We start from the raw sequence: 17,783 nt of genomic DNA on the forward strand, positions 1-17,783 counted from the left end.
GTTCCGCTACCCACGTGCGTCGAAACGGACGAAGACGCGGATGACCTTGCCACCCTCAGCGTCGGCGCCGACGCCGTCGATGCGCTCGGTGCGGGTGGTGACGTGGAAGTCGCCGTCAGCGTGCCAGAAGCCCCGCCGCTTGTACTTCACGGCGTTGGTGAGGGTGGCGACGATGCGCTTCCCCTCCTTGGTGTTGGGGTGCTCCGCGATCACTGCGGACTTGCCGGGCTGGGCGCGAATGGCGTCCGCGAGGTGGGCGAGGTCCTGAGAAGCCGAGCGGAGCGGCACAGGCTCTTCCCAGCGGAGAATCTGCGGGGCGGTGGCGGTGCTGGTGCTGGTGTCGTTCATATGGTTCCGTTCCTCGTCATAGGGCTGTGCACGGTCCTGTGAGCGATCAAGAGCCTTGATCATCCATAGGTGTACCGACAGGACCGACATTACCGTCTCTTGACGCATAGATCAACGTAGAAGTGCGTCAAATGCGTCCGATGCGTCTGACGCGTCAGAAGGAAATGTCACACAAAGTAGCGAAAGGTTACGGTTGCATGTGTACTCCGCGACACTCTTATTGGTACCGTTGCGCGACGCTCTGATAGCGCAATAACCGCCACGAGGGGACAGTACGAGCACCATGCCCACCACACGCCAACCGCCACCCATCGCACGCCTCATCGAGGAGCGACGAAATAGCCCGGGGACGCTCAAGCGGGCCATCTCCGTACGCGCCGCCGCCACGCGCGCCTCCCAGCTGTCCGGCGAAGTGTTCAGCGAAGCCAACTGGAGACGCATCGAAGCCGGTACCAAGAAGAAGATCAGCGACCGCGAAATCGTGTTCGCCGCCGCGGCGATCAACGACCTCTCGCGCACTGACGCCATCACCCCCGACGACATACGGGAGGCCGGCCACGACACCGCGGCCGAGCTGTTCAACGACTACATCAAGAACCAAGCCGAAGCGGACCCGGTGGCAGCGGCCATCGACCTGGACGTCACCCAAGAATCGGTGCTGCAGTACTTGGAGCGGATGCTGGAAGAGGTCCGCGCGTTCCCCGCGTCGGACAAGGATCGCGCCCGGATGGAGAAAGTCCTCCTGGCGCAGTTCGACAGCACGCTGAAGTCCTTCGAAGCGCAGCTGCACATCTTGCGGCCGAGATGACCGTTAGCGCAACCAGTGGCGGCCGGCGTGCGTCCCGAGCTGGAACAGGGTCTCTACTCCCGCCCTCTGCTTCAGCTCGCCGACCTTCCGCTCCACCGTCCGCTTATGGACCCCCAGAGCACTGGCGATCCGCTCGACGTGAGCGCCACCTGACAGCATCTCCACGATCAGCATCTCCTGCGTATCCAGATCCCGGCCGTTCTCTGTGAACTGGCCGGGATCTGTCTGCATCGGCAAAGCCTGGTCCCACTCGGTCTCGAACACCATGACCAGGAAGTCCATCAGCGTGCCGGGATGAACCAGCAACATCGGCCGACTGTCGTGGTGACCCCGCGGGTACCTCGGCGTCATCGCCAGAGCCCGGTCACCGATGAGGAGCTTGTGAGGCAGGCGATCCGCTAGGCGGATCTCGCAGCCCCGCTCCACCGAATGCGTGAGCCCGGCGACCGCCGCGGCGTTGTCGAAGACGCGCTGCTCGTAGATGACCCGACATTTGGCCGGATGGTCCTCGTCGGCGTCGGCGGACATGGCCGGCCCGCTCGGAGGACTCAGCGGCATGAAGGGATGCGTAACGATTTGCATGACCTCATGCCGCGCCGTGGCGTGGATGTGCTCGAAGTACTGCTGAATGCTGTCGAGCGTCGACAGCACCTCAACGGGATGGCCATCGACCGGGGAGTTGTTGGCGTCGAACAGCTCGTCCAGCTCGTCAACGTATGACATCAACTCCCGCAGCTGCGCCTCTCTCTCCAAGAGGTCGCCTTGCAGCGCCCGCGAAGGGCGCCGCGCCACCGGCGGATCACTGTGGACCAGGCCCCGCTCCCGTAGCACCCACAGGTCGTCATCGACTAAGTCCTCGTCGACCTCTGGCCCCAACCTCTTCACCAGGTCGTTGTGGCTGGTGAACCCTTCGGTGAGCAGGTAGCGATAGATACGTTCCTGCCCTGCGCTGAGGCCGGGGACCCGGTGCAAAGTATCACTTCCTGTTGTCCGTTACCCGATGATCAATTCAGCATGGCAGCCATGTGTGACATTTTCCTGTGCATGTTGTCGAGGTTCCGTGCATGCCGTTGCCCAAGTTCGTAGGCCTTTTGCAGGGCGATGCTGTGGAGATGCCACATGATGAGCACAACCGTGGTGGGTGCCGGGATGGTGACAACCCACATGAGCAGCAGGAGGACACCGTTCACGCTGACGTCTACGTCATGGATGACGGGAAGCAGCGCGGTGCCAACTGCGGTGGCCCAGCCGACCACGGCCATGCTGAACGTGCTGATCAGCCAATGGCGATCACGGCGGGTCAAGGTGCCTCCAGGTCGACGAAGTGGTCTCAGCTGTCGATCTTGTGCTCTACATGCCGCCGGTGTGGCCGTTCGTCTGGTCCACGGGTCCGCTCGTCGTCGGGGACGGAGTCAGGTCCGGCGTCCCGGCCGGCTCGGTGGTCACGGTCTGGGTGACGGTGCTCGTGGTGACGGTCACGGTCTTGGTGACGGTCACGGTGCCGTTCGGGTTCGTCCTCCTGCTCGTGGTCTCGGTGCGGGTGTCGGTGACCGTCTTCGGGGTGAAGGCGGTGGGGCTCGGCGTGGGGGTCGGAGACGTCTCGGACGTCTCCGTCGGCGTGGGGGCGGGGGTGGGCTCGGCGTACGACGCAGGGGCCACGGCCACGGCCAGCAGTCCCGCGGTGGACACGGTGGCGAGGAGTCTGCGCAGGCCAAACGGGGTCTTCATGGTCTCTCCCAGGAGGTGATGCGAGATGGGCGGACGCTACTGACCGCCCGCCCCGATTGTTAGAGCGGTGTGTCACGCGCTCGATGAGTGACCATAGAAGTAGTTTCAGCCGCCTCTGTCTACAATTTCAGGGCGCCGTATTCCCGACATGCCACCTATACGACATGGAACGATTGAAGAGGACAAGCCGATCCGGCATGCCTCATTCCGCCTGAGGTGGGCGAAACCGTAACGATGTAGGGTCATCCCAGGATGTAGACGTAGCGTGGCATCCGCCTCGCTGGCACTGTTGACGTGTAAGTACGGAAAGTTGACAACGCGAGAAAGGCACCATGAGAGCAACAGCAACTGTGGTGGCCGTGATCACCTTGGCCTTCCTCGCCGGAACAGGTACATACATCGTGATGGCCGAGAAAATCCTGACCAACCCGACCGATGACGCACCTGTCGCTACTGCCGTGTTTGCGGTACTGGCCTGCCTCGCAGCAGGAGCCGCAACCATGACGGTCCTCCGGCGCCGCCCCGTTCGGCCTACCAGAGCCGACGCCTACGAGCAGGGTCTCCAGGACGGTCGTACCGGAGACTGAGAATAGACACGGAGCCGCCGTGAACTGCAGCTTCTTGGCGGCTCCGCACGTCATTCTGCCTGGTCGCGCTTTGTAACGAACGTCCCTATGGCGGGAACTGTGTAGACCAGTCCTTGTTCCCGCAGCAGATCCATGGCAGCTCGGACGGTGTTCTTCGCCACGCCGTGCATTTCCATCATTTCGTTTTCGGACGGCAGCACCGTGTCGGGCTCGTACTCGCCGCTGTTTATCAGCTCAGTCACCTGCGCGGCCACCTGCTCAAACGGCCACGGGGGCCGGATTTGCGGGGCGTCTTTCGGGCCGACGAAGGACCCCTTGGCGTGCTCGGTGTAGATGACGTCCTCCTCGCGGAGCACGGCGAGAGCTCTGCGGACGGTCACCCGAGACACGTCGTGCTGCTCGGCGAGGTCGTCCTCTTTGGGCAGCAGCTGGCCCGGCTTGAGCACGCCGGCCGCGATGTCGGCCTTGATGCTGGCCACGATCTGCTGGTAGACCGGCACGGGGCCGCGGTGTCCTCGTCGGTTCATGCCGAGCACGGTATTACATTCCAGGTACGTAAGCATACTTTCCCTATACAGGCTCCATGGGGCTGACCGCTGGAAACACGAAAGCCCCGACGCTGGCAGCGCCGGGGCTTCGTCACGTCAGGGGCTTACGCCGCTGGCCGCTTGCTGCGTAGACGCGCGGCCACCGGGAGGTCGTCGCGGACGGTGAAGGCCGCGATGAAGCCGCCGTCGCCCGTTGCGTATCCGCTGTCCTCCTCCTGGATGAGCGCAACGTCGTACGCGCGGCGGCACGGCAGGCACACCACCAGGGGTGTCGTGTCGCGCTCCAAGCTGACCCGCCGGTCGCAGCAGGGCACCACCGCGACCAGCGTGCGGGCCCGGCCCGGCTCGGTGTACCGCCGGATGACGGGCCGGGGCTGCTCTGGCGGGGCCGGCTTCACCTTCTTGCGGAGAACGAACCCGCTGGCGTACAGCTGCCCCTCGACCTGCGCGAACAGCTCGTCGGCGCGCTCCCGCAGGGCGGCCTGCATGGAGTCGCGGACCAGGTCCGCCACGAGCCTCCACGGGTCGAGGCTCACGACTGCGGACCGAACTTCTCCGGGAGGCGCATCCAGTAGTCCGCGCCGAGGTCAACGATGGCGTCCGTGTCCGCGAAGAAGTCCAGCGCCCACGCCATCGCGTCGTTCTCGTGCTGGTAGCCGACGCACACCGCGGCGCCGAGGCGGATCAGCTCGGCGGCCTGGTCGCCGGTCAGGCCGAGGTCGGTCAGGCCGGGGGTCTCGATTCCGAACCTCTCGGTGAGCGCCCGGACGATCTCCTGGGCTATGCGGCGGTCCGCGTCCGGGTCGTGTTCCTCGATCGCCGTGACCACCCGCTTGGCGTTGTCGTGGTCGTCGAATTCGTAGTCGATATCGAACAGCTCGGGCGAGGTGCCGGGGTCGAAATCCTCGTCGTCACGCTCTTCGGCGACCTGACGGGCCGCACGGTGGATGCCGACAGGGTTTTCGTGCTGGCCGTTGATGGTGTTCGAGTCGATGTACACACACTCGTTGGAGTCTTCGGGAGTGACCCCAAGGAGGCCCACGACCTGCTGAATCTCCTTGCGGGTGATGTAGGCGCTGACGTCCGTACCCATCTTTTTGTTCCTCTCGGTGTCGCTGCTGGCCGAAACGAGCGGGGCGGCGGCCAGCCGGCCGCCGCCCCGAGGTGAGCTGTCCTTACTCGGCGGCCTTCCGGTCGTCGTCGGTGAAGGCGAAGGTGCCGGTCCTCGTCCCGCGGGCCACCGTCATCCCGGCGCGGGTCATGCTCTCCTCCGTGCGGTCGGAGCCGTAGGAGAGCGTGGACTCGCGGCCGATGCCCATCCCGCCAGCGGCGCGGAACGCGTCCTGGTCAGCGCCGAGGAACACGAACGTCCAGCCGTACACCTCCGTCTGGCGGGTGATCCTCCGCTTGACCCGCTCCCGCGAGTACTCGCGGGAGACGTTCTCCTCGCCGTCCGTGAGGATGACCACGATGACCTGGTCAGGCCGGTCACCTTCGGGCATCTGCGCGAAGTGCTCCCGCATCCTGCGGATGCTCTGGCCGACAGCGTCGAGCAGCGCGGTGTAGCCCTCCGGCTTCAGCTCGAACGCGGGGACGTCGGCCAGCGGCCGGTATTCGTACGCCACCCTCATGGTGTTGCTGAAGGGGTACAGCGACACCGTGGTCTCGCCCGGGACGTCGCGCTGCTCCTGGAGGAACGCGGCCAGGCCGCTCTCCGTCTCCTCCTTGACGATCCACATTGAGCTGGACTCGTCGAGGATGAACGCGATGTGGGTCTTCATGGGGGTGTTCCTTCCGTGTTGAGTGGGGTCGGCGCTGCCGTGGGAATCAGAACCGATTCCCACGATGGCCGATAGGTTTTCGGTGTCGGGGGCGGCTTCGTGCTCGCCCTTGAGCTGGTCGGCCCAGGCCCGGCTTTCGACGCAGCGCGGCCCCCAGCCGCAGGTGCAGCGCAGCCACCACCACCTTCGCGATCTGCCGCTCGAACGCGCCGTTGCTGGAGCGGTTCGTGTGGCGCGTGGTGGTGCGGGTGATCGTGACGTGGTGCAGCGGCTCCACGCCGGGCATTCGGTTCGGGATGTGATGCGGGAAGTCCCGCGACAGACGCGGATACGCCTCGACATACTCGCGGCGCAGCTGGGCAAGCCGCTTGTCGTTCAAACCGGCGACGAACTCGCGGCCGAGGCACTCGGTGTTCCACTTCCGCCACTCGTCGAGCAGTGGCCGCGGCGGGTCCGTGACGAGCGCGCCCTGGAACTCCGTGGGTTCGAGTCCGTTGACGGAGATCAGGTAACCGAAGAACGGTGGGTTGCTGCGGCGGATGACCTCGACGACCTTGCCGACAAGCCCGAACTTGATTCCCGTGCCGTCGTGAGTCTTGAAGGCGACCCGATCGCCAGGCGCGTAGGTGCGGGGTCTAGCCATCGTGGTTCTCCTCCTGGCCGTGAAGGACATCAAGCACCTCGGCCGATTCGGCTTCCGCGTGGGTGATGAACGCCCGAACCCTGGCGTCTACGCCGCTGCGCGTCACCTTCACGTGCAGGTAACCAGCGAGGTACCGGTTCGAGTGGCGGTCGTAGCCGATCGGAACGCCCAGGAGCGCGCTCCACACGCGGAGCATGTCCAGCCGCGTGCGAAGAGGCGCCGCAGGATCCATGTCGCACAGCAGGACGCGCGTGTCGAGATCGACACGCCATCCCGGGAGGCGCCCGCGGGGCAGCAACCTCAGACCGCTGAGTGCGGCCAGGATCGTGGAGTCAGGCATTCGTGGTCTTCTCCCGCTCGTCGTCCAGGTAGTCGGTGATGGCCTTGGCCCGGTCGGCCGCCAGCAGGGCCAGCGCCCGCTCGCGCACCTTCGCGGGGTCGAGGGGCGGCCGTCCGTGGTCGGGGTAGAGGAGCGTACCGAGCAGCCCGACCTCGTAGCGCAACTCGTCGCACTTCTCCGAGACCCACGCCCAGTCGCCGCGCTGGAGCCCGGCGACGACGCGGCCGGCGTAGTCGAGGACGTTGGCGACCCGCTGGGCCACTCGCTGATCATGAGGAGTCACCGGGTTTCGGTTCATCGGCTCCCCCGGGTGGACGCGCGGGCCGGGCGCCGGAGCGGGTGCCCCATGTCGCCGCCGTAGATGCGGGCTTGGCGCTCCTCGTCGGCGGTGAGGATGACCGCTTTCAGCTCGGGAACACCGTCGCGGAGGGCGCGAGTGATGCGGTGCCAGCCGTCGATCGGGAAGTGCCCGGCATCGTCGATAGGCACGACGATGATCGGCTCCCCGAGGTCCACCGTGGCGGCGGCGTCCTTGTCGACCTCGATCGTGGACAGGATCCCGGCCCACTCCTTCACGACGAGGTTGCCGGTGGGTTCGCGGCCGGCGGCGAAGGCCTTCGCCGTGGTGACGTCCCAGGCGTAGGCGAGGTAGTAGAACTCCTCGCGCGGCGGGGTCACTGCCCCTCCGTAGCGGGCGGGACTTCGCCGATCTGGATGACGCCGTGGAAGGTGATCGGGAGGCCGGTGGCGCTGTCGTCCACCTGCAGCGCGAAGCTCTCCGGGTTGTGCCAGGCGGTGACGGTGCGGGGGATGAGCCCGATGGCGCGCACCCGCCCCTGTCCGGCGGCGGCACGGACGATGAGCGGCGTCCTGAGCCGCCTGAACACGTAGTCCAGGGCGGCGCTGGCGTCGTCGACGTCGGCCAGGTTGAACTGTTCCATGGTGCTCCTCAGCTGTGGATGATGTTGATGGAGTCGGGGATCTCGACCTCGGCGCCGCACGCGTTGCACTCGAAGCGGTCGGTCTCGAAGGTGGCGGCTTCGTTGCTGGCGCTGAGCGTGTCGCCGTCCACGGTGAGCGTGTGGGCTTTGAACGCCTCGGCGAACTCGAGGATGCGGTCTTGGGCGGCGCAGGCCGGGCAGATCAGGTGCCCGTCGTGGATGAACGCGACAGGCTTCTCGGGGTTCGGGGAGAGAATCCGCGCTCGGATGGCGAGGAGGTGGACCATCTCCTCGGGCTCCACGTCGGTCGGGGGCCGCAGGTCGAGGACGTTCGCGGAGGTCTCTTCGTCGCGGTCGCGCTCGTAGCTGTGGTTGACGAGGTTGGCCATTCCGTAGTCGCCGTCCCAGACGACTTCGACGATGACGCCGAGACCGCGAGTGTCGGTGTTCGTGAAGTCGACGAACTCGCCGCGCCTGCTGGAATCGGGACCGATTCCCACGGGGCTTGATGTGGTGGACATGGTGTTTCTCCGCTGGTCAGGGGTTCGGTCGGTGGTGATCTTGCTTCGCTCTCTCGACCACCTTCGGTGATCATACCATGAATGAATGCATGTATACCTTCGCTGAACAAGTGGACATAGCGCACAAATCAGACAAAGCGCATAAACGGAAAGGCGACAAGAACTGTAAAACGCCGTACCGTAGAAACACGCCACGCATCACCACCACAGCCACACCGCCAGCCACGGAGCCACGCCACATGCCCCGCACGAAAGCATCCGCGCCTCAGACTTCAGCCGCGTCGGAATCGGAACCGCTACCACGGCAACGCCCTGCACAGATACGGCACCGCGAAGCCGTCTGGACCAAGCTAAAGCAGACCGGCGCGCACCTGCGCGAAGACACCGACGCCCGGCTCACCGCCTTCTGGGAGCAGACCCAGCGGAGCCTCCAAGACACGTTCGAGGACGCGATCAACGCCTACTGCGACAAGCTGCGCATCCCCAAGACCATGAAGCCCGACAGCGAGCTGGCGATCCCCCGCAACCCCGGCCTCGTACCTGCCGAACCCAACGGGTACACAACCCGCAAGATAGGCGTCCGGCTCCAGCCCAACACCAGAGCCAGGCTCGTGGCCGCCTGCAAGAAGGAACAGCTCGGCGGCACGGACCTCTTCAACGACGCGCTCAACGACTACTTCGACAAGCTCGGCATCCCTACCGTCGACCGGCTCGGGCCGGCCGCCGAAGAAGAGTGAGGCCCGCGGGATCGATCCCGCGGGCCGTTCGAGGAGCTGCACATCAGTCGGAAGGGGCGCTGGCTGGCCGGCGGACGCCCGCCTCCTGGGCGTGGGTTCTGACCACATAGTCCGGGACGCCGAGCCTCGCAGCGATCTCGGCCACAGGCTCATCGGTGCCGTACGCGGCCAACAGGTCACGTTTCTGATCTTCGGTGAGGAGCCACTTGGTGCGCGAAGGCTTCAAGCCGGTGGGCCTGCGCACACCCAATGTCCGGGCGGCGTTGACGACGGCTTCAACCTTCATGTTCAACCGCGCAGCGATCGCCTCGACCGGCTCTTCCGTTGGGTAAGACTCCCGAATCCCCTGCAGCTGCTCGTCGGTCCATCTGGCCCTCGGCATGGGTAGCTCCGTCCGGGTATCTGAGCAGTGCGCCGTCATCCATTACAAGGCGGCGAGGATGCCCTGAGGGTCGTTCGCCTCGACGCCCAGGGCTGTCAAGGTTCGTCCCTCTGGTCACTCAACAATACCGTCAACGGGCGCGGCCCCTGCGGCCCGCGCCCGTCATCCCGTCCGTGCTACAGCTCCAGGACTGCGTCCCTCAGGCGCCACCCTTCGGCGGCCGGTAGAAGACCGCCTTCGGGCTCGCATCCATGCGGGCACGCCAGGCCCTCGACCGCGCCGTACAGGCGGCAGATCATCGGCCGCTCGTCATGCACCTGGCACCGGTTCTCGGCCGACAGGGCAGGGCAGACGACGTTCTCGCCACGGAGCATCCGATCAGCCGCGTCCTGCCAATGCGGGAGGCGGAACCCGGCCGCCCGGGTCCGCTGCCCCTCGCGTGGCCCCTGCGGGATCACTGTGCAGGAGTGGTGACACAGGCCCTTACAGCCGACGTCGGGCACCTGCGCGTACAGCTCGGCCAGGCGCGCGTCTTTCTCGGATCGCCTCATGAGGGGTCGGTGCCGCTTCTACTGCTTGTTCTTCTGCGTCTGGCGGGCCAGGCCGATGAAGCCGGCGCCCGGGGTGAACCTCGGCGTCCACGTCTCCTCGAACGGCACGACTTCCCCGCTGCTGGGGATACGGCCCTCACGCGGGGGCTTGTGGTTCAGCTCGAACTTGCCGAAGTTCTTGACGTTCACCGGCCTGCCGGAGGCGGTGGTCTGCTCGATGATGTCCAGGACGGCCTCGACGACCCTGACGCCTTCGATCTTCTTCACGCCGAGCCGCTCCGCGACGGCCTCGGTGAGTTCCTTCTTGGTCATGCTCTTGATCGCGCTCTTGGTCACGTGCTCTCCCATAGCTCTTGTTGATATTGAAAAGTAGGGCCCAGACAGACATGCCGTAAAGCCCCATTAGGGCTTTTTTCGGACAGAACGGGCGCAGGTCGACGGCGGGAAGGAAACGCCGCAGGTCAGCGCCCGTCCAGCTCGCTACGGGGTTTCCTGCTCCGCGAGGCGCCAGTAGATGACCTTCTGCAGGGTGTCGTAGTACAGGTTGGAGCGGACACCGCTGGAAGAGGTGACGAGCCCTTCGCGTTCCATCCGCCCGAGGGTCGTGGCGGCGGTGGACGAGTGGCACCACCTGACCGTTACGCGGTTGATCACGCGGGCGATCTCCCCCGAGGTGAACAACGAACGCGGGTACTTCTGCAGGTGGGCCAGGATCAGCGGGTACAGCTCGTTGTACCGGCCCGTGCGCCGGTCGATGCCGCCCTCGATCTCGCGGGCGTACCGCTGAGCGGTGCGCTCGTCCACGTCGAGCAGCCGGGCCGCGGCCCCCACTGGGATGGGGCGTTTCTGCGTGAAGCAGAGTTCGCGGAGACGTTCGAGCCGTTCGGCTCTGGCTCTGCTCATCGTGTGGCCTTTTCTGCGTCGAACTGGCTGATGATCATTCCTCGGATCCCGTCACCGTCAAGCGGACCCGAAGGCGGGGGCCGCCGCGACGAACGCGGCGGCCTGCGCCTGGATGACCTCCATGGGCGTGCTGGGCCAGGCCTCGGCGAGCGCGTCGATCAGCCGGTTCCAGTCGTAGGCCGTGTCCTCCACCGCCTCGGCGATGGTGACCGGATCGAGGCCTCCGTCGACGGCGAACTGAATGAATCCGGCCTGGTCCGATGCCCGCTCGATCAGGTACGGCAGGAGCTGCGGCATCCGGTAGTGCGTCGGCCTGCAGCACAGGAGGCAGGTCTCGGGGTTGATGGCAGACACGGTGATTCCTTTCATGACAGGGCGTCGAAGAGGTCGAGCTGGGTGGCTTCACGCGGTGGAACGAGGACGTAGCCGCCGTCCCAGGGGTCGGAGGTGAGGAGTCGATGGCCGAAGAAGGCCGACGAGGTGAAGACCTTCTTTCGCCAGCTCAGGACTTTGGGCAGGTTCTTGTCGGGGGCCTTCGTCAGGTAGGTGCCGTCAACGGAGTCCGCATCCATGAGGTGCGCGGCGTGCCGGTAGCGGAACAAGGAGTTGACCCGGCCGACGTGGATGTGTTTCCAGAGCGATGACGCGACCCGGCAGATGTTCGCCGCGGCGGGCGACAACTTCCACGCCGTCGACCCGCCCACGAACAAGCAGTCCGCCTCATCCCACGGATCCCAGGCGCTCAGCTCCATGTGGTCCTGCGCGACCAGCCCGGCCGGGAATCCCAGCTTGCGGATCTCCTCCAACATCGGGCGGGCCAACAGCTCGGTCTCGTACGCGTTGCCGACGACGTCGGGGGCGGCCACGAACAGGCACCGCTTCTCAACGTCGAACTTGTCGCGTAGCTGGCGCAGCCACTCCAGGAACTTCTTGCGGCCCGGGTACTTGCCGGTGAACACTCCGTTGTCGATGCCGACCATGCCTTCAGCGGGGATGCGGTTGCCTTGCGCCGGGGTGATGATGGCGCCGAGCCGGCCCGCGCGCATCTCCGCGCGGATCGGCTCGGTGCTCGGTGGCGTCAGGTACAGCGGCGGTCTCAGCACGTCGGCCGGTCAGACGCTGGTGACGAATCGTTCGATGTCGGCGCCCCTGATCGCCTCGACCACCGCACACATCGCCATCTCGGACATGAGCGGCGGGACGGCGTTGCCGATCAGCCGCACCTGGGTTCGCTGGTCCTTCGGCGTGAGGATGTATCCAGCGGGCAGGGATTGGGCCCGCTTGAGCTCGGGCACCTTCAGCATCCGGAACCGGATCTTGTCGATGTCGAGGCGGCCATCTGGGGTCAGCAGCGCCCACCGGTCGCGGGTCGGGATCGTCCCGATCGTGTCGGACACCGGAAGGACGCTGCCTTTGCCGTAGTACGACATGAGCAGCGGCTCCGGCCTCGTCTCGAACTCGGGCGGGATGATCAGCCCGTGGTGATTGCCGCCCGCAGTGACCGCGTGTACCGGGCTGACGTCGGCGCGGCGGGCCTGGTGCTTGTCGCCGCCTCCACGCATCGGAGTGACTAGCGGCGGCAGGAACGCCACCCCCGTCTCTCGCCGCGTCGTCTGCGTGCGTATCGGCTCGTCGGTCGAGGCCGCCGGCTTGTCCCGGCCTTCCAGAGGAACGACAAGACCGGTGTTCTCCCGTGTGGTGACCGTCCTGATCGTCTCGTCCAGGCTGTACGGGTCGCTGTTCCAGGTGCCGCCGGTCGGGGTGAGGAAAGCTCCCCACTGCTTCATGGCCCCGATCTCGATCCGCTGCAGCGTGGCTTCTTCCATTCCGCGCGGCTTCTTCGCCGTCTTGGGCCGGTCGCCGATCGGAGTGCCAAGGTCGGTCCAGTCGATACATTCCGATGCCGACAGCACGGGCGGTTCCACGATCTGCCCACGGCAGGAGTGCAGCGGGCATCGGTAGACGTACTGGCCGGTTTTGATGCCGTAGACGCCCATGTCCTGGCCGAGCTTCTTCCACGACTGGACCGCCTGGATCCACCCCTCGTGCTGAGAGCAGTAGGCGCGCGGCCGTAGCCATTTGTCCCAGTCGGGCTCACGTCCGACGCTCTCGTGTACGGCCGCGAACAGCAGCCGGTTGCGGGACTGCATGCTCGGCAGGGTCAGCCGCGGCTGAATGTGCATCGAGTTGATCGCGATCAGCCGCCCGCGGGGGTAGCCGAGCTTCTTGAGCTCATCGATCCAGCGGTCCCAATACGCCCACAACCGGGCCTGCGGGACGTTCTCGATTCCGAAGCCGAGCACCGGCTTGCCGTGAACCTCCTGGCAGTGCCGCAGGTAGGTGACGGTTTCCTCCATGAGGGCGCGGGAGCGGACGGCTTTCTTCTGTTCGTCGGTCAGTTCGCCGCCCCACAGCGCGAGCTGATTCTCCTTGTCGAAGGTCCGCTTGACGCCCTTGGCGTTGCTGTAGTCCGGGCACGCCGGAGAGGACCAGAACAGCGGCGCGTACGGGAATTTATGGATGGCGTCTGCCTGCTGCACGTCGCCCAGCCAGTGCTCCCCCTCGGGGTGGTTAGCAGCGTGCGTGTCGACACAGTCCTTGTCGTGGTTGGCGGCGAAACGGAGGCTCACGCCGGGGACTTGGCGGCTACCTTCAAAGTCGCCTCCGCCACCGGCGTATTGGACCGTCATCTTCAGGTCGTCGACGCCGACAAATCGGTTCAGCATGTGGTGCTGTCCTTCGCATCATCAAGAGGGGAAGGCCCCGCCTACGCGGAAAGCGGGCGGGGCCGTACGATGTGCTGGCAGGGCGAGCCCGATAGGCACGGGCTCGCCCTCTACGCGTCGGCGAGCGCCGGGATGACCGCGATGACCGTCTTGACGTTGGTCCCGGACGGCGCGAAGGTGTCGTCGGGCAGCGTGATGAACTCGCCGCCGCGGGCCTCCACCAGGTCACGGAGCGCCGGGTAGCCCTTGTCCTTCCGGAACGTCACCCCGTTGGACATGACCGCGACGAGGTAGCCGCCCGGCTTGACGAAACTCAGGGCGTAGGCGACATGCGCGACGTCCTGGCCGTCGCTGAACGGCGGGTTCATCACGACCCGGTCGTAGGCGGGGTCCAGGAGGTCCCGGTCGACGGTGAGGAAGTCGCTGTGGAGGACCCTCCGGGCGTGCCCACTGTCTCGGAGGAACGCCACCAGCTGCGGGGCCAGCTCCACGCAGTCGACGGTCGCGCCGAGCCCCACCGCCGCCGCCCGGAGGAGAGCCCCGGCGCCGGCGGACGGCTCCAGCACCGTCATGCCGGGCTTGACGTGGGCGAGGTCAACGACCAGTTCCGCGATGTCCGGCGGGGAGACGAACGCCTCCAAGCGGAGCGGCACGGAGAGCAGCACGGTCGCTGCCTTCCTCTTCAGCTCCTCCAGGTCGACCGCCGGGGTGGGCGCCGTGACCTCGGGGTGCTTCTTGGCGGCGCGGGCGCGCGGCTTCGCAGCGAGCGTGACCGGCTCGTCGCCGTGAGGGCACTCGACCTGCTTGATGTCGGTGAACTTCACCTTGTCGGGCCAGGAGTAGCCCGAAGGCACCACCACCGTGACCTTGTTGACCTTCTGCACGACGCGGGCGCCACCCCACGAGCGGATCGTGTCGCCGACGTGGACGTTATGCGGGCCGTAGGAAACGTGGTCCCCGGCGTCGATCGCCGCCTGCAGCTGCGCGCGGTCGTATTCGAGCTGGTTGTTGAGCTGGGCCTGGCGGGCGAGCAGCTGCTCCCGGTAGTTGCCAGTGGCGGGCTTGTGGTCCTCGATGTAGTACGGCTCGCCAGCGTGGTCGAGGTGCCGCCGGGTGTAGCCGTCCAGGTTCTTCTGGATGACGCGCAGCTCGGACTCGGCGGTCTTGATGCGCCGCTCGGTCACGGCCGGCGTGGCCGAGTAGGCGGCGCTCCGGCCGACCGCGTTGGCGCGGCGCGCGACCTCTTTCGCTTCCTTGCTCTTGTCCAGGCCCGTCCGCATGGCCTGGTCGACCCTGTCGCGGTCGCGGCGGGCCCTCCCTTCCGAGTGGTGGCCGACGAGGATCGGCTGCCCTCCGGCGAAGCGCTCCGCGATCTGATCCGCCCGGTTGAACGCGGCGTCGGCCTCGCCCCCGCGCTTTTCAGCTTTGCGCGCCAGGGCGTGGCGGCGATCGTCGAGCCGGTCGCCCTGGTCGGCGAGGACGTCGGCGCGGTCGCGGAAGGTGTCGTCGATCTCGACGGTCACCTCGTGCCCGGCGGCGCGCAGGGCCTCGGCCGCCGCGTTGATCCGGTAGCGGTTGGCGACCCGGTCACGCGACTGGCGGATGCCGATGGCACGGATCGACGGGAAGAAGCTGAAGCCGTGCTTCTTCACGATCTCGTAGACGCCGTCCCCCTTCTGGGAGCCGTCGAGCAGGGTTCCTTCTTCGTGGCTGTGGCTGATGGTGATCACGGTTCTCCTCGTGGGAATCAGTTCCGATTTCCACGCGCTGACCCCGCCCGAGCGGGGCCAGCGCGCGGGGGTGGGTCAGAAGGGGACGTAAAGCAGGTCGTACCAGTGGCGCAGGTCGCTCAAGGTCAGGTGGCCGAGGAACATCTCGTGGTGGACGCCGCGCTCGATTTCGCCGTCCTCGTCGCGGCAGATCATGGGCTTCAGGCCGAGGTAGAGCATCGCCTTGGCCTGGACGGGGATGATCCGGTGGCCGGAGTGCTCGGTGATCGCGTGCTCGGGATCGCCGGGCGCGGCCACCATGTAGTCCAGCAGGGGCGCCCACCTGTACTTGGGGAGGTCGGTGGGCTGTCCGGCCATCAGCGGCCCGTCCGGGCTGTAGGTGATGAACCACTCACCTCCGCCCAGCTGGGCGGCCCATCCAGCGAGGCACAGCGTGGTGCCGTACCAGCCAGGCATGCAGAGTTCGTTACGCCAAACGCGCTGGTCCCACAGCGTGATCGGCGTGCGCGGGTCGGGGTCGACGGATCCGGCCTTGATCCGCTCCTTGAGGGCCTGGGCCTCCTCGATGGCGGCGATGCTGGCGGCCAGCAGCGGCTCTCCGCGCAGAGGCGCGGTCAGGGTGGTCATGAGGGTTTCCTTCCTGTTGGTGGCGTGGGAATCGGTTCCGCTTACATCGAGTGGTTGGCGGTGGACCGCTCGGTGATGTCGCCGGAGGCGACGCCGTGGACCACGCGGAGCCGCTCACGCAGAACCGACATCGCCGCCGTGTAGCGGTTGCCGCGGTACTCGTCGATGGGCTTCCCGTCCGGGGTGAGGATGGTCAGCTCCCACGCTCCGGCTTCGCGTTCGGGCGCGTTGCGGTAGACGGCCTTCTCCACGAGGCGGTCGTCGACGAGCAGCCGCACGTCGCCGTGGTTGCCTCGCATGGGGTCGTACTCGATGACGGCGTTCACGCGGCGGCTCCTTCGAGCTGGAGGTGGGTGGTGGACGGCTCGCCCACGGTGCGGTCGTCGTAGCGGACGAGGACTCGCACGTCCCCGTCCTGCGTGGGCCGGATGTGGCCGACCGTGCCGGGCCGGCCGCCGCAGACGACGCGGGTACCGGCCGGGAATTCGGACATCCGCTGACGGTTGCCTCGGAGGTACTGGTCGACCATGGTCACCGACAGGGCGCCGATGGAGTTGCTGCCGGGCTGCTTGATGGTGGCGTAGCGCGGGGCCTGGCTGTCGAAGCTCACGGTCATTTCCCAGTCGTCTCGGGTGAAGACCAGGTGCGTGAGCCCGTCGCCGTACGACGGTTCGGAGGTGACGGTCCAGCCGGTCAGTCCGGCTTTCGTCGTCATGATCATGCGGCCGGGGGCGCCCATCTCACGACTCCTGCGGGAGGTCGTTGAGCAGCTTGCGGATCTTGACCGCGCCCTCGGCGGTCTTGGTCCTGCCGTTGAGCTGGTTGGTCATGGACAGCCGCAGCGCCCGCCCCTTCGCCGCGCTGACGTCCATGGTGCCGAAGTGCACGCTCCGGTAGAAGGTCAGCGTGTAGCGGGCCCGGCTGGGCTCGCCGGGGACGCTGACGGTGAATCCCGCGCCCGTGAGCTGCTTGATGATCTGGGTGGCGGTGCGGTTCGGCTGGTACGGCATGGTGTGGTCCTTTTCTCTACAGGCCGGGGTCGGCGTCGGAGTAGCAGTTGCCGAAGCCGTCCATGTCGGGGCTGTCGTCGGTGTAGAAGCCGTCTTCGTCGTCGTAGTCGTCGGGGTAGCGGCTGGTGTCGAGCATCCGAAGTCCTTTCAGAGGTCAGGGCACGCCCAGGCCGGGCGGCCCATGGTGGTTAGCGGCCGAGGTTGGGGAAGTACGTCTTGCGGCAGACGGGCCCGATGCCGAGAGACACCGACGTCGGGTCGCTCAGCAGCCGGAAGCACATGCAGCAGATCCCGAACTGCTTGCCGAACGAGGCCGCGGCGTCCTGGCCGATCGCGTCGGCGGGGGTGAGCTCTCGGAGGGAGATGCCCGCGGGCCTGCGGCGGACCTTCTTGCCGACGACTTCGATGCGCTTCACCTGCAGGAGCCCGTACCGGCGGCTCTTCTTGACCTCGAAGACGCGGTCGTTCTTCGTGTAGACGCCGGGCTCAAGGGTGGTGGCGGTCATGTGGTGGTGCCTTTCCGGGGGTTAGTAGTACGAGGGGTAGGCGATCTCGCCTTCGTAGGCGCGGCGTCGCGCCTCGCGGCACTGGTCGTCGTCGCATACGGAGTACTCGTAAGGGCCGTCGCAGTCGTGCTCCCAGCCGCGCGGCCGGGCGCGGCACCAGGAGCAGGCGTTGGCGGCGCGGAGCCTGGTGACCGGGGTGACCTGGATGTGCAGGCCGGAGCCGCGCGCGGCCCGGATCAGCTTCGCCACGTGGTGCGTGTCGCTGATGTGGGTCGGCTCGTACCAGTCCTCTTCCGGCAACGCGATTCGGTACGTACGGTGGGCTTCGACGACCTGCTTCATGATCTTCCGTTCGGCTCGGCGTTT

31 protein-coding genes are annotated in these 17,783 nt (G+C 66.6%); 3 read left to right on the forward strand and 28 right to left on the reverse strand.

Annotated features, from left to right (window positions below; genetic code table 11):
- Positions 1-6: 6 nt before the first annotated feature.
- Entirely contained in the window at positions 7-348 is a 342-nt protein-coding gene (locus ACTOQ1_RS01620) for a hypothetical protein (protein ID WP_440063868.1), read from the reverse strand.
- 283 nt (positions 349-631) lie between these two features.
- On the opposite strand from ACTOQ1_RS01620, the gene ACTOQ1_RS01625 reads away from it, so the two are divergent.
- Positions 632-1,156 (forward strand): hypothetical protein, encoded by a 525-nt coding sequence (locus tag ACTOQ1_RS01625; RefSeq protein WP_440063870.1) that lies wholly within the window; start codon positions 632-634, stop codon positions 1,154-1,156.
- Positions 1,157-1,159: 3 nt separating this feature from the next.
- Here the strand turns inward: ACTOQ1_RS01625 and ACTOQ1_RS01630 are convergent, their stop codons facing one another.
- The 3 genes from ACTOQ1_RS01630 to ACTOQ1_RS01640 are packed head-to-tail and all read right to left on the reverse strand — an operon-like array spanning position 1,160 to position 2,884.
- The gene (locus tag ACTOQ1_RS01630; RefSeq protein WP_440063871.1) at positions 1,160-2,128 is read right to left on the reverse strand and encodes a hypothetical protein; all 969 of its coding nucleotides are present in this window, start codon (positions 2,126-2,128) and stop codon (positions 1,160-1,162) included.
- A 32-nt stretch (positions 2,129-2,160) separates the two neighbouring features.
- On the reverse strand, positions 2,161-2,460 hold the full coding sequence (locus ACTOQ1_RS01635; RefSeq protein WP_440063872.1) for a hypothetical protein: 300 nt from the start codon (positions 2,458-2,460) through the stop codon (positions 2,161-2,163).
- Positions 2,461-2,506: 46 nt separating this feature from the next.
- Positions 2,507-2,884, reverse strand: a complete 378-nt coding sequence (locus tag ACTOQ1_RS01640; RefSeq protein ID WP_440063874.1) for a hypothetical protein — start codon at positions 2,882-2,884, stop codon at positions 2,507-2,509.
- Between the two features lie 332 nt (positions 2,885-3,216).
- On the opposite strand from ACTOQ1_RS01640, the gene ACTOQ1_RS01645 reads away from it, so the two are divergent.
- A complete protein-coding gene (locus ACTOQ1_RS01645; RefSeq protein WP_440063875.1) occupies positions 3,217-3,471 on the forward strand; it encodes a hypothetical protein in 255 nt (84 codons plus the stop codon).
- Between the two features lie 50 nt (positions 3,472-3,521).
- Here the strand turns inward: ACTOQ1_RS01645 and ACTOQ1_RS01650 are convergent, their stop codons facing one another.
- From ACTOQ1_RS01650 to ACTOQ1_RS01695, 10 genes are all read right to left on the reverse strand, one after another.
- Entirely contained in the window at positions 3,522-3,998 is a 477-nt protein-coding gene (locus tag ACTOQ1_RS01650) for a GntR family transcriptional regulator (RefSeq protein ID WP_440064752.1), read from the reverse strand.
- A 125-nt stretch (positions 3,999-4,123) separates the two neighbouring features.
- Positions 4,124-4,555, reverse strand: coding sequence for a hypothetical protein (locus tag ACTOQ1_RS01655; RefSeq protein ID WP_440063876.1), 432 nt, complete (start codon positions 4,553-4,555; stop codon positions 4,124-4,126).
- Positions 4,552-5,112 (reverse strand): hypothetical protein, encoded by a 561-nt coding sequence (locus tag ACTOQ1_RS01660; protein ID WP_440063877.1) that lies wholly within the window; start codon positions 5,110-5,112, stop codon positions 4,552-4,554. The genes ACTOQ1_RS01655 and ACTOQ1_RS01660 overlap by 4 nt, the downstream gene beginning before the upstream one ends.
- 82 nt (positions 5,113-5,194) lie before the next feature.
- The gene (locus ACTOQ1_RS01665) at positions 5,195-5,800 is read right to left on the reverse strand and encodes a vWA domain-containing protein (RefSeq protein WP_440063879.1); all 606 of its coding nucleotides are present in this window, start codon (positions 5,798-5,800) and stop codon (positions 5,195-5,197) included.
- A gap of 46 nt (positions 5,801-5,846) precedes the next feature.
- Entirely contained in the window at positions 5,847-6,443 is a 597-nt protein-coding gene (locus ACTOQ1_RS01670; protein ID WP_440063881.1) for a hypothetical protein, read from the reverse strand.
- A complete protein-coding gene (locus ACTOQ1_RS01675; protein ID WP_440063882.1) occupies positions 6,436-6,783 on the reverse strand; it encodes a hypothetical protein in 348 nt (115 codons plus the stop codon). The genes ACTOQ1_RS01670 and ACTOQ1_RS01675 overlap by 8 nt, the downstream gene beginning before the upstream one ends.
- A complete protein-coding gene (locus ACTOQ1_RS01680) occupies positions 6,776-7,045 on the reverse strand; it encodes a hypothetical protein (RefSeq protein ID WP_440063883.1) in 270 nt (89 codons plus the stop codon). The genes ACTOQ1_RS01675 and ACTOQ1_RS01680 overlap by 8 nt, the downstream gene beginning before the upstream one ends.
- Positions 7,046-7,077: 32 nt before the next feature.
- Positions 7,078-7,461, reverse strand: a complete 384-nt coding sequence (locus ACTOQ1_RS01685; RefSeq protein WP_440063885.1) for a hypothetical protein — start codon at positions 7,459-7,461, stop codon at positions 7,078-7,080.
- Entirely contained in the window at positions 7,458-7,724 is a 267-nt protein-coding gene (locus ACTOQ1_RS01690) for a hypothetical protein (RefSeq protein WP_440063886.1), read from the reverse strand. Before ACTOQ1_RS01690 ends, ACTOQ1_RS01685 begins: the two co-directional genes overlap by 4 nt.
- Before the next feature lie 8 nt (positions 7,725-7,732).
- Entirely contained in the window at positions 7,733-8,245 is a 513-nt protein-coding gene (locus tag ACTOQ1_RS01695) for a hypothetical protein (RefSeq protein WP_440063888.1), read from the reverse strand.
- A gap of 239 nt (positions 8,246-8,484) precedes the next feature.
- Between ACTOQ1_RS01695 and ACTOQ1_RS01700 the strand changes: the two genes are divergently transcribed.
- Positions 8,485-8,982, forward strand: a complete 498-nt coding sequence (locus ACTOQ1_RS01700; protein WP_440063889.1) for a hypothetical protein — start codon at positions 8,485-8,487, stop codon at positions 8,980-8,982.
- 43 nt (positions 8,983-9,025) lie between these two features.
- On the opposite strand, the gene ACTOQ1_RS01705 is transcribed toward ACTOQ1_RS01700, so the two are convergent.
- The 14 genes from ACTOQ1_RS01705 to ACTOQ1_RS01770 all read right to left on the reverse strand — a co-directional run bounded on the left by ACTOQ1_RS01705 (position 9,026) and on the right by ACTOQ1_RS01770 (position 17,759).
- A complete protein-coding gene (locus ACTOQ1_RS01705; protein WP_440063890.1) occupies positions 9,026-9,364 on the reverse strand; it encodes a hypothetical protein in 339 nt (112 codons plus the stop codon).
- Between the two features lie 176 nt (positions 9,365-9,540).
- Positions 9,541-9,915 (reverse strand): YkgJ family cysteine cluster protein, encoded by a 375-nt coding sequence (locus ACTOQ1_RS01710; RefSeq protein ID WP_440063892.1) that lies wholly within the window; start codon positions 9,913-9,915, stop codon positions 9,541-9,543.
- Between the two features lie 18 nt (positions 9,916-9,933).
- Complete coding sequence (locus tag ACTOQ1_RS01715; protein WP_440063893.1) at positions 9,934-10,263, reverse strand: HU family DNA-binding protein; 330 nt, start codon at positions 10,261-10,263, stop codon at positions 9,934-9,936.
- Between the two features lie 132 nt (positions 10,264-10,395).
- Positions 10,396-10,818 (reverse strand): hypothetical protein, encoded by a 423-nt coding sequence (locus ACTOQ1_RS01720; RefSeq protein WP_440063894.1) that lies wholly within the window; start codon positions 10,816-10,818, stop codon positions 10,396-10,398.
- A 57-nt stretch (positions 10,819-10,875) separates the two neighbouring features.
- Positions 10,876-11,172, reverse strand: a complete 297-nt coding sequence (locus ACTOQ1_RS01725) for a hypothetical protein (protein ID WP_440063895.1) — start codon at positions 11,170-11,172, stop codon at positions 10,876-10,878.
- 11 nt (positions 11,173-11,183) lie between these two features.
- The gene (locus ACTOQ1_RS01730) at positions 11,184-11,921 is read right to left on the reverse strand and encodes a hypothetical protein (RefSeq protein WP_440063896.1); all 738 of its coding nucleotides are present in this window, start codon (positions 11,919-11,921) and stop codon (positions 11,184-11,186) included.
- Between the two features lie 9 nt (positions 11,922-11,930).
- The gene (locus tag ACTOQ1_RS01735; RefSeq protein WP_440063898.1) at positions 11,931-13,544 is read right to left on the reverse strand and encodes a hypothetical protein; all 1,614 of its coding nucleotides are present in this window, start codon (positions 13,542-13,544) and stop codon (positions 11,931-11,933) included.
- Positions 13,545-13,654: 110 nt separating this feature from the next.
- Positions 13,655-15,274 carry a DUF3560 domain-containing protein gene (locus ACTOQ1_RS01740; protein WP_440063900.1) on the reverse strand — a complete coding sequence of 540 codons (1,620 nt, stop codon included), beginning with the start codon at positions 15,272-15,274 and terminating at the stop codon, positions 13,655-13,657.
- 75 nt (positions 15,275-15,349) lie between these two features.
- Complete coding sequence (locus ACTOQ1_RS01745) at positions 15,350-15,901, reverse strand: hypothetical protein (protein ID WP_440063901.1); 552 nt, start codon at positions 15,899-15,901, stop codon at positions 15,350-15,352.
- A 41-nt stretch (positions 15,902-15,942) separates the two neighbouring features.
- Entirely contained in the window at positions 15,943-16,227 is a 285-nt protein-coding gene (locus ACTOQ1_RS01750; RefSeq protein ID WP_440063903.1) for a hypothetical protein, read from the reverse strand.
- A complete protein-coding gene (locus ACTOQ1_RS01755; RefSeq protein WP_440063904.1) occupies positions 16,224-16,640 on the reverse strand; it encodes a hypothetical protein in 417 nt (138 codons plus the stop codon). Before ACTOQ1_RS01755 ends, ACTOQ1_RS01750 begins: the two co-directional genes overlap by 4 nt.
- A 1-nt stretch (position 16,641) precedes the next feature.
- Entirely contained in the window at positions 16,642-16,911 is a 270-nt protein-coding gene (locus ACTOQ1_RS01760; RefSeq protein WP_440063906.1) for a hypothetical protein, read from the reverse strand.
- Between the two features lie 188 nt (positions 16,912-17,099).
- Positions 17,100-17,417 carry a DUF6011 domain-containing protein gene (locus ACTOQ1_RS01765; protein ID WP_440063907.1) on the reverse strand — a complete coding sequence of 106 codons (318 nt, stop codon included), beginning with the start codon at positions 17,415-17,417 and terminating at the stop codon, positions 17,100-17,102.
- Between the two features lie 21 nt (positions 17,418-17,438).
- On the reverse strand, positions 17,439-17,759 hold the full coding sequence (locus tag ACTOQ1_RS01770) for a hypothetical protein (RefSeq protein WP_440063909.1): 321 nt from the start codon (positions 17,757-17,759) through the stop codon (positions 17,439-17,441).
- Positions 17,760-17,783: the final 24 nt, after the last annotated feature.

This window comes from Streptosporangium sp. OZ121 (genome assembly GCF_051918885.1).
Taxonomy (GTDB): Bacteria; Actinomycetota; Actinomycetes; order Streptosporangiales; family Streptosporangiaceae; genus Streptosporangium.

What these genes read in the sequence shown, in the direction of transcription:
- ACTOQ1_RS01620 (WP_440063868.1), bottom strand. Translation starts at nt 348, where the DNA reads ATGAACGACACCAGCACCAGCACCGCCACCGCCCCGCAGATTCTCCGC.
- ACTOQ1_RS01625 (WP_440063870.1), top strand. Translation starts at nt 632, where the DNA reads ATGCCCACCACACGCCAACCGCCACCCATCGCACGCCTCATCGAGGAG.
- ACTOQ1_RS01640 (WP_440063874.1), bottom strand. Translation starts at nt 2,884, where the DNA reads ATGAAGACCCCGTTTGGCCTGCGCAGACTCCTCGCCACCGTGTCCACC.
- ACTOQ1_RS01645 (WP_440063875.1), top strand. Translation starts at nt 3,217, where the DNA reads ATGAGAGCAACAGCAACTGTGGTGGCCGTGATCACCTTGGCCTTCCTC.
- ACTOQ1_RS01650 (WP_440064752.1), bottom strand. Translation starts at nt 3,998, where the DNA reads ATGAACCGACGAGGACACCGCGGCCCCGTGCCGGTCTACCAGCAGATC.
- ACTOQ1_RS01660 (WP_440063877.1), bottom strand. Translation starts at nt 5,112, where the DNA reads ATGGGTACGGACGTCAGCGCCTACATCACCCGCAAGGAGATTCAGCAG.
- ACTOQ1_RS01665 (WP_440063879.1), bottom strand. Translation starts at nt 5,800, where the DNA reads ATGAAGACCCACATCGCGTTCATCCTCGACGAGTCCAGCTCAATGTGG.
- ACTOQ1_RS01670 (WP_440063881.1), bottom strand. Translation starts at nt 6,443, where the DNA reads ATGGCTAGACCCCGCACCTACGCGCCTGGCGATCGGGTCGCCTTCAAG.
- ACTOQ1_RS01675 (WP_440063882.1), bottom strand. Translation starts at nt 6,783, where the DNA reads ATGCCTGACTCCACGATCCTGGCCGCACTCAGCGGTCTGAGGTTGCTG.
- ACTOQ1_RS01690 (WP_440063886.1), bottom strand. Translation starts at nt 7,724, where the DNA reads ATGGAACAGTTCAACCTGGCCGACGTCGACGACGCCAGCGCCGCCCTG.
- ACTOQ1_RS01695 (WP_440063888.1), bottom strand. Translation starts at nt 8,245, where the DNA reads ATGTCCACCACATCAAGCCCCGTGGGAATCGGTCCCGATTCCAGCAGG.
- ACTOQ1_RS01700 (WP_440063889.1), top strand. Translation starts at nt 8,485, where the DNA reads ATGCCCCGCACGAAAGCATCCGCGCCTCAGACTTCAGCCGCGTCGGAA.
- ACTOQ1_RS01705 (WP_440063890.1), bottom strand. Translation starts at nt 9,364, where the DNA reads ATGCCGAGGGCCAGATGGACCGACGAGCAGCTGCAGGGGATTCGGGAG.
- ACTOQ1_RS01710 (WP_440063892.1), bottom strand. Translation starts at nt 9,915, where the DNA reads ATGAGGCGATCCGAGAAAGACGCGCGCCTGGCCGAGCTGTACGCGCAG.
- ACTOQ1_RS01715 (WP_440063893.1), bottom strand. Translation starts at nt 10,263, where the DNA reads ATGGGAGAGCACGTGACCAAGAGCGCGATCAAGAGCATGACCAAGAAG.
- ACTOQ1_RS01720 (WP_440063894.1), bottom strand. Translation starts at nt 10,818, where the DNA reads ATGAGCAGAGCCAGAGCCGAACGGCTCGAACGTCTCCGCGAACTCTGC.
- ACTOQ1_RS01735 (WP_440063898.1), bottom strand. Translation starts at nt 13,544, where the DNA reads ATGCTGAACCGATTTGTCGGCGTCGACGACCTGAAGATGACGGTCCAA.
- ACTOQ1_RS01745 (WP_440063901.1), bottom strand. Translation starts at nt 15,901, where the DNA reads ATGACCACCCTGACCGCGCCTCTGCGCGGAGAGCCGCTGCTGGCCGCC.
- ACTOQ1_RS01755 (WP_440063904.1), bottom strand. Translation starts at nt 16,640, where the DNA reads ATGGGCGCCCCCGGCCGCATGATCATGACGACGAAAGCCGGACTGACC.
- ACTOQ1_RS01760 (WP_440063906.1), bottom strand. Translation starts at nt 16,911, where the DNA reads ATGCCGTACCAGCCGAACCGCACCGCCACCCAGATCATCAAGCAGCTC.
- ACTOQ1_RS01765 (WP_440063907.1), bottom strand. Translation starts at nt 17,417, where the DNA reads ATGACCGCCACCACCCTTGAGCCCGGCGTCTACACGAAGAACGACCGC.
- ACTOQ1_RS01770 (WP_440063909.1), bottom strand. Translation starts at nt 17,759, where the DNA reads ATGAAGCAGGTCGTCGAAGCCCACCGTACGTACCGAATCGCGTTGCCG.